We start from the raw sequence: 6,245 nt of genomic DNA, 5'->3' as shown, positions 1-6,245 counted from the left end.
TTCCCAGTTTGCATCTGAGATGCGAAGGCTGGAATAAATCTGCCCCGTCTTTTCAGAAAACGGTTCTAAGGAAGGCGAAACCATATAGATTACATCTACAACTCCCTTAAGGATTTTTAACCAGATGGAAACAGAGCCTTCTCCTACTGCTTTAATACCGCCTATTAGCAATAACTTGATGGAATAAAAGGTGCCTTCATGGAAAATAAAAATAAATAACACCGCCAGAACCGGATGGAAAATAACGGTCAAAAAGGTGATATAAGAAAGCAAAATAACGGCCTGCAGGAAATCGTTAAAGGCGATGTAAAGCATCCCCCACTGAAACGGGATATTCCAGACAACGAAGAGGATTGAACATATTAGGAGTATCCCTGCATAGAGAGCAAATGAGACAGCAGAGGCTGAAAGGAAACTCGAAAGTAGCCATACCTCTGGGAGACATGGTTTTGTGAATACCATCTTTGTAGAGCGGTTTCTGATATGATGTGATATTAATAATAGGCCAAGACCTGCAGTGACAATTGTTGCAAAACTGCTAAGCTGAGAAAATACCATTCTGATAATCTCAAGATGCCCGGACTTTGTGAGGAAAAACATGCCAGGGATGGTTGAAAGCCCTAATACGAGGATTATAAAGATTGATGCCACTAAAAGGAGTCTGTTTCTTCTGTAAAACTTAAAGTTTATCCCAATGTTAGTTATAAGCTGGGAATACATATTAAGCTTTCCCTTTCAGGATATTAAAGAAGGCATCTTCAAGCGTAACCTTCTTAAGCGAGCATTCATAGAGTCTGAGGTCTGATGTTTCTACAAAATGGATAAACTCCCCAAGCTTGTCAGTTGGGATTTCCCCCCTGACAGTCGTGGAGGTTTTGACTTTCACATTTATGTATTCAGGGATATTATCGGCCACATCAAATTCCACCTGATAGGTTTCGAGGTTCAGGTTCCTGAGGCGATTTAATTCATCCTGTGCTATTACCCTTCCTTTGTTCATTATGGCAACACGGTTGCAAATCATTTCTATCTCAGAGAGGATATGGGAGTTTAAAATTATCGTAGCACCGTTTTTATTCATATCAATGAGAATGTCCCTGAACTCTTTTACCATAATTGGGTCAAGCCCCCTTGTCGGCTCATCAAGAAAAACTATCCTCGGTTTGTTAATCAAACACTGCGCAATCCCTACCTTCTGCTTCATGCCTTTTGAGCACTTGCTGAGTTTTAAATCCCTGAATTCAGTAAGGCCCACCCCCTCGATTGCCTCGCCTACCTTCTGCCTGCTGATTCCGTTATCGTAGAGAGCTGCATAATATCCAACAGCCTCCTCTACTGTCAGGTATAAGTGGTAATGTGGCTCCTCTGGCAGATATGCCACCTCTTTAAACATATCTGAACCAGGAAATGGTTTCTTGCCAGATACAGAGATGCCCCCTGAATCAGGTTGTATCAATCCGAGGAAACAATACATTGCTGTTGATTTTCCAGCGCCATTTGGCCCGAGCAGCGCAAAAACATCCCCTTCATTCACAGTAAGGCTGAAATTATCAAGGGCCTTTAGCCTTTTCTTAAAAAACCCTTTTTTAAATGAGACAGAGACATTTTCAGCTTTTATCATGGCTATCCTTGCCACCTTTTACGCAGAATTCTTTATTCAGTTCTTTAATTATTTCTTCATCTGTCTTGCCGGACAGGTCTTCTGTCTTTAACTTTTTCTTTATGTTTTTTGCGGTCTTACAGGTGCAGTCAGCAACCATATCCGAGCAGCCGCACGGGCAATACATCTTCTCAGATATTTCTTTTGCCCTTCCTGTGAGCTTATATTCGTCTTTTTCTGACTCATCTGCGGATTTTAAATCTTTTTGCTCTTTTAGATTTTTAAGATATGCCTCCTTCTCAATACCGTTCCCTGCCTTTATAGTTTCCATGCTGGTTTTATATTCACTGTCAAATGCAATATCTGCATTCATAATCGGGCCAACCTCATATATCCGAACAGTCCCGTCAGCACCTATGAAAACAGTTGTGGGATAACCTGTCACAGAATATTTCTTTTGAATTTTTTTGTGCTTATCGATCCCAACAGGAAATTCTATCTTATATTCCTTTATAAAGCTTTTTACTTTTTCTTCGCCCTCATCAGCATCGATTCCTATAAGCACAAATGGCTCTCCTTTATGTTTTTCATAAAATCTATTAAGCTCTGGCATCTCAGCTTTACACGGGCCGCACCATGTCGCAAAGAAATTCAGGATAATTATCTTTTTGCCGATATTCTCAGAGAGGCTGAATTTCTCACCATTAAGCAGGTCTATTTCAAAGTCAGGAGCATATCTGCCCTGCCATTGAAGCGGTTTCTGGAAAAAATCGAACATTCTGCCAGCTTCTTCGCCGGCAGGCTGTCTCTTTGAAAAGAAGTGGAAGGTAATGACAATTACAGCAAAAACAGATACGAGGATGATAATTTTTCTGTTGTCCAATAACCTATCCTCTATCTACTGGCATTCTAATGGGTAAAGGCTGTTTATAGATTTTGATTATAGTCAAACCCTTATAGCAAAGGTCTTTGCAGCCTTATCGTGCCAGCCCTGCTTCCTCTCGTTTGTGCCTATCATAATGCCAAGCGCAATAAAGGCAACTATACTCAGATAGGGGATTATTCCTGGAAGAAAATAGCCTGTCAGCCATCTGAGAAATGCTTCGGTGCCTGTCGGGTTTCCGCCATCCTTATTTACAAGTCTTATGCCACAAATTTTCATGCCGAGGGAGCTTCCAGTCTTGCTCCATATGAGGATAAAATAAAGAACACTCAGAACCCAGCCTATAAGAAAACCTATAAGGCCGAATATAACTCCAAGCTTAGCAGCAGCCCTTTCTCCGTGTCCCATTCCGCCAACAGCACCGAGCGCAGCAAGCGGGATAGCTATAATCAATATGCCTATACCTATTATTATGTTATCGATTATAAGGGCAACGAACCTTATCCATGCGCCAGCATAGGAATAGCTTTCTCGAAGAGTCGAGTCTCCGACTTCAGGTTTTGTGCTGTAAGTGCCCGTGCTTTGCTGCGGAGGACTTTCGTATTGTGCAGGGCCTGCATGTTGAGGGGGGCTTTGTTGCGGGGCCTCTTTAGTCTGTTTTAGTCTTTCCTGCTTCCACTTCTCATATTCTTCCTTTGACTCCCATTTTGGCATAATCTCCTCCCCCTTAGGGTTCTATTGGCAAAATATAGCACAAAATAGGATTTTATTGAAGATGAAGGGCATGTTCAGGACATGTGTCCGAGGGGCTTTTGACTTTTGACTAATGTCCGACGGGAGCGGACTCAATCTCCAGGAAGGAATCTAACTCCCTCTGAAATACAGGGGCTAAGTCAGCCAGCGATACAAATCCTTCCAGTCTCCCGTTGGTCTGAATGGGTAAACGCCGAATCTTCTTCTCGGCCATCAACTTGGTGGCTTCAAAGAGATCCCAATCGGGCCTTCCGGTGATTAGATGGGTCTTCATAATCTCCTTCACCTGGGTCTCACGGGGATTTTTCCCCTTAGCTACGACTGAGACTGCAATGTCGCGGTCTGTAAGGATTCCCTTTAAGCTGCCGTCCTCTGTGATAAGGATACATCCGACGTTAAAGTCCTCCATCTTTTTAGCCGCTTCTGTTACGTAGGTGGTTGGGGCACAGATGACGAGATCCGGTACCTTTTTCATGATCTCTTTAACCAGCATAAGATTCACCTCCTCCCTCCGCTGGACTTATCTCCCCCGAACACATGCCCGAGTTTAGTCATCGCAAAGAAGAAAGGTTACACACTATTGAAATTGCAAATCCGTTCCGATTCAACTGCGATATATTATATTAACTATATAGCACAAATAGAGACTTTTTGCAATAAAAAAATGAGACCCAAATTTATAGATAGAACCTTGCCATTATTTCATCCACGAGCCTGTCACGGTTGTCCACCCTTACGGTAATGACCTCAACATCACTGCGTGCCTTTATTGCATCCGGGAAATCGAACCTTGACCGCATGATGGTGGCCAGTACAAAAGCAGGTGAATCTAAAGCCTTAACGACAAGTTCCCTGAAACGCCGTGACGTTAGTTCCATGTAACCAATCTCGTCTATTATAACTATGCCGCCCATTTTTATGGCATCCTCAAGGGCTGTCAGGGCAACAGTCTCAAACGACTCCATGTCTATGCCGTACTTTCCAAGCCTGTGGCGGCATTCAAGTCCAACCTCTGCAAGCCGTCCTACACGGCCATTCAGGGTGTGAATGGCAAAACCTATACGCATGCCATCACGGGATATTTCTGAGGTATAAAACCCACCGATCTTTTTACAACCAGCGCTGCGGAGCCTTTCGGCTATTCGCTGTATAATGGTAGATTTACCAACCCGTGGGCGGCCTGTAAGGAGGATGTTTTTCCTCAAATCACCCCCACCTCATAACCCTCCCAGGTCTTGTAGTCCTCTCCATATCTCTTTGGAAATCTCCCCGGGATAATGGTCCTGCAGAATGGGCATTGGTTGCCCTTAAGATTATAGGTCATAACAACAAAGCCTTCCCTTTCAATAAGGGGCTTATTACAGTTATGACAGCGTGTATTCTCCCCTTCATGGCCCGGGATGTTTCCAATGTAGACATATCGAAGACCCACATCAAGGCCTATCTTTCTTGCCCTTTCGAGGGTTTCAACAGGGGTTTGGTAAAGGTCTGTCAGTTTGTGATATGGGATAAAACGGGTAACATGCCATGGTGTATCCTGTCCAAGTTCCTCAATAATCCAGGAGGCAATACCCCGGAACTGCGAATCGTCATCGTTAAAGCCGGGGGTTACATTGGTTACACACTCTACATGCATCCCCCACCTCTCTTTTGCCCTTTTTGTGGCCTTCAGGATTGGCGAGAAATCCTTTATATGGGCTGTCTTGAAATAGGATCCCTCTGTAAATCCTTTTATATCAACCCTGAAGCAGTCAAGATACGGCCCTATGCCGTCCAATGCCTCCTCTGTTATGTAACCATTGGTGACATAGTGGGTAATAAGACCTGCCTCTTTGGAGGCCTTTGCACAGTCAATGGTGTATTCCAGCCATATGGTCGGTTCATTGTATGTCCAGGAAACCCCCAGACAATTGTGATGCCTTGCAATGCTTACAACCTCTTCCGGGGTCATGTAGGTGGCCCATTCAGGTGGCCGTGCATGTGATAGGCTCCAGTTCTGGCAACCCGGACACCGAAAGTTGCAGCCATAGGTCCCCATGGAGATCCATTTGCTGCCTGGATAGAAGTGAAAAAGGGGCTTCTTTTCTATAGGCGATACAGCCATTGATGCCACAAGGCCGTATATCAAAGTGTAAAGTTTACCTTCCTTATTAACCCTGGTTGTACACCAGCCGGTTTTGCCTTGTAAGATGGTGCAATACCGCGGGCAGGTCCTGCATCTCACCTTCCCATTATTAAGCCTATCGTAAAGTAGGGCCTCTCTCATAGGATCAGGACAATAATAGTCTGAATAGGGTATGCCTTTTGACTCACCTGTATTATCTGACAGCCTGGGTCTCTCTCTGATGACCTGAATTGTCTATTTTCGAGCCGAATCTTAATTTCTTAGGGTCAATCTTTTTATCGAAACAAGGTTAAGATTATTTATGTAATTTTCATAACTGTCATTAAACTCTATCTGGCTTCCATTGCCGTAGTCTTTTAATTGCCAATACGGCGGAGAGGTAACGACGAGATGAACGGACTCATCCTTTAGCTCTTTCATCCTCCGACTATCGCCGAGGATTATGGTGGGGTTAGATTTTGTTGTCATCATAGATGTTTAGCTTGCAACTGTTTTGTAATGAAATCATGCACTCTACTCCCGCAATCTTTGCATAGAACAGTTATCCATGGTTCGACCTCAGAAGCATAAAAGCCATATTCTCCTTCTTTACTAAAAGGGTTTTGCTCTATACTGCCGATTGCAGTAGCATAAGCCTTATCGCTTTCCGCAATCTGTTTAAAACATCCTGTGCAGTGCATAAATCATCTCCTAAAGAAGTTTATTTGCAAGCTGCTCAAAGCTTGTGATTTCTTTCCAGCCGTGATTTTATTAGTTCTTCCTCAGTTGGAATGTATTTTTCGAAATGATAAGGAATTCCATCAATCAATATCTTATGCCCATATATATATTCATCTGTTTTCAACAAAAATCTAAAGACTCGTATTCGCCGTCAGTTAATCCAT

At 43.4% G+C, this 6,245-nt stretch carries 8 protein-coding genes and 1 pseudogene; all 9 read right to left on the bottom strand.

Going from position 1 to position 6,245, the window contains the following annotated elements; translation table 11 throughout:
• Nucleotides 1-720: hypothetical protein (locus HZC12_08525; protein MBI5026748.1), on the bottom strand; the 720-nt coding region annotated here is incomplete at its 3' end.
• Between the two features lies 1 nt (nt 721).
• Nucleotides 722-1,621 (bottom strand): ABC transporter ATP-binding protein, encoded by a 900-nt coding sequence (locus tag HZC12_08520; GenBank protein MBI5026747.1) that lies wholly within the window; start codon nt 1,619-1,621, stop codon nt 722-724.
• A complete protein-coding gene (locus HZC12_08515) occupies nt 1,608-2,483 on the bottom strand; it encodes a redoxin domain-containing protein (protein ID MBI5026746.1) in 876 nt (291 codons plus the stop codon). The genes HZC12_08520 and HZC12_08515 overlap by 14 nt, the downstream gene beginning before the upstream one ends.
• A gap of 63 nt (nt 2,484-2,546) precedes the next feature.
• Nucleotides 2,547-3,197, bottom strand: coding sequence for an RDD family protein (locus HZC12_08510; GenBank protein MBI5026745.1), 651 nt, complete (start codon nt 3,195-3,197; stop codon nt 2,547-2,549).
• 109 nt (nt 3,198-3,306) lie between these two features.
• Nucleotides 3,307-3,711 carry a CBS domain-containing protein gene (locus tag HZC12_08505; protein ID MBI5026744.1) on the bottom strand — a complete coding sequence of 135 codons (405 nt, stop codon included), beginning with the start codon at nt 3,709-3,711 and terminating at the stop codon, nt 3,307-3,309.
• 202 nt (nt 3,712-3,913) lie between these two features.
• Nucleotides 3,914-4,441, bottom strand: a complete 528-nt coding sequence (locus tag HZC12_08500) for an NTPase (protein ID MBI5026743.1) — start codon at nt 4,439-4,441, stop codon at nt 3,914-3,916.
• The gene (gene amrS / locus HZC12_08495) at nt 4,438-5,502 is read right to left on the bottom strand and encodes an AmmeMemoRadiSam system radical SAM enzyme (protein ID MBI5026742.1); all 1,065 of its coding nucleotides are present in this window, start codon (nt 5,500-5,502) and stop codon (nt 4,438-4,440) included. Before amrS ends, HZC12_08500 begins: the two co-directional genes overlap by 4 nt.
• A 141-nt stretch (nt 5,503-5,643) precedes the next feature.
• Nucleotides 5,644-5,829, bottom strand: a pseudogene (locus HZC12_08490) (site-specific DNA-methyltransferase).
• On the bottom strand, nt 5,829-6,041 hold the full coding sequence (locus HZC12_08485; protein ID MBI5026741.1) for a hypothetical protein: 213 nt from the start codon (nt 6,039-6,041) through the stop codon (nt 5,829-5,831). The pseudogene HZC12_08490 and the gene HZC12_08485 overlap by 1 nt, the downstream one beginning before the upstream one ends.
• Nucleotides 6,042-6,245: the final 204 nt, after the last annotated feature.

It is taken from the genome of Nitrospirota bacterium, assembly GCA_016214385.1.
Lineage (GTDB): Bacteria > Nitrospirota > Thermodesulfovibrionia > UBA6902 > JACROP01 > JACROP01.
Note: the sequence above shows the minus strand (reverse complement) of the source record. Positions and strands in the feature narration are given on the sequence as shown.

What these genes read in the sequence shown, in the direction of transcription:
- HZC12_08520 (MBI5026747.1), bottom strand. Translation starts at nt 1,621, where the DNA reads ATGATAAAAGCTGAAAATGTCTCTGTCTCATTTAAAAAAGGGTTTTTT.
- HZC12_08510 (MBI5026745.1), bottom strand. Translation starts at nt 3,197, where the DNA reads ATGCCAAAATGGGAGTCAAAGGAAGAATATGAGAAGTGGAAGCAGGAA.
- HZC12_08505 (MBI5026744.1), bottom strand. Translation starts at nt 3,711, where the DNA reads ATGAAAAAGGTACCGGATCTCGTCATCTGTGCCCCAACCACCTACGTA.
- amrS (MBI5026742.1), bottom strand. Translation starts at nt 5,502, where the DNA reads ATGAGAGAGGCCCTACTTTACGATAGGCTTAATAATGGGAAGGTGAGA.
- HZC12_08485 (MBI5026741.1), bottom strand. Translation starts at nt 6,041, where the DNA reads ATGCACTGCACAGGATGTTTTAAACAGATTGCGGAAAGCGATAAGGCT.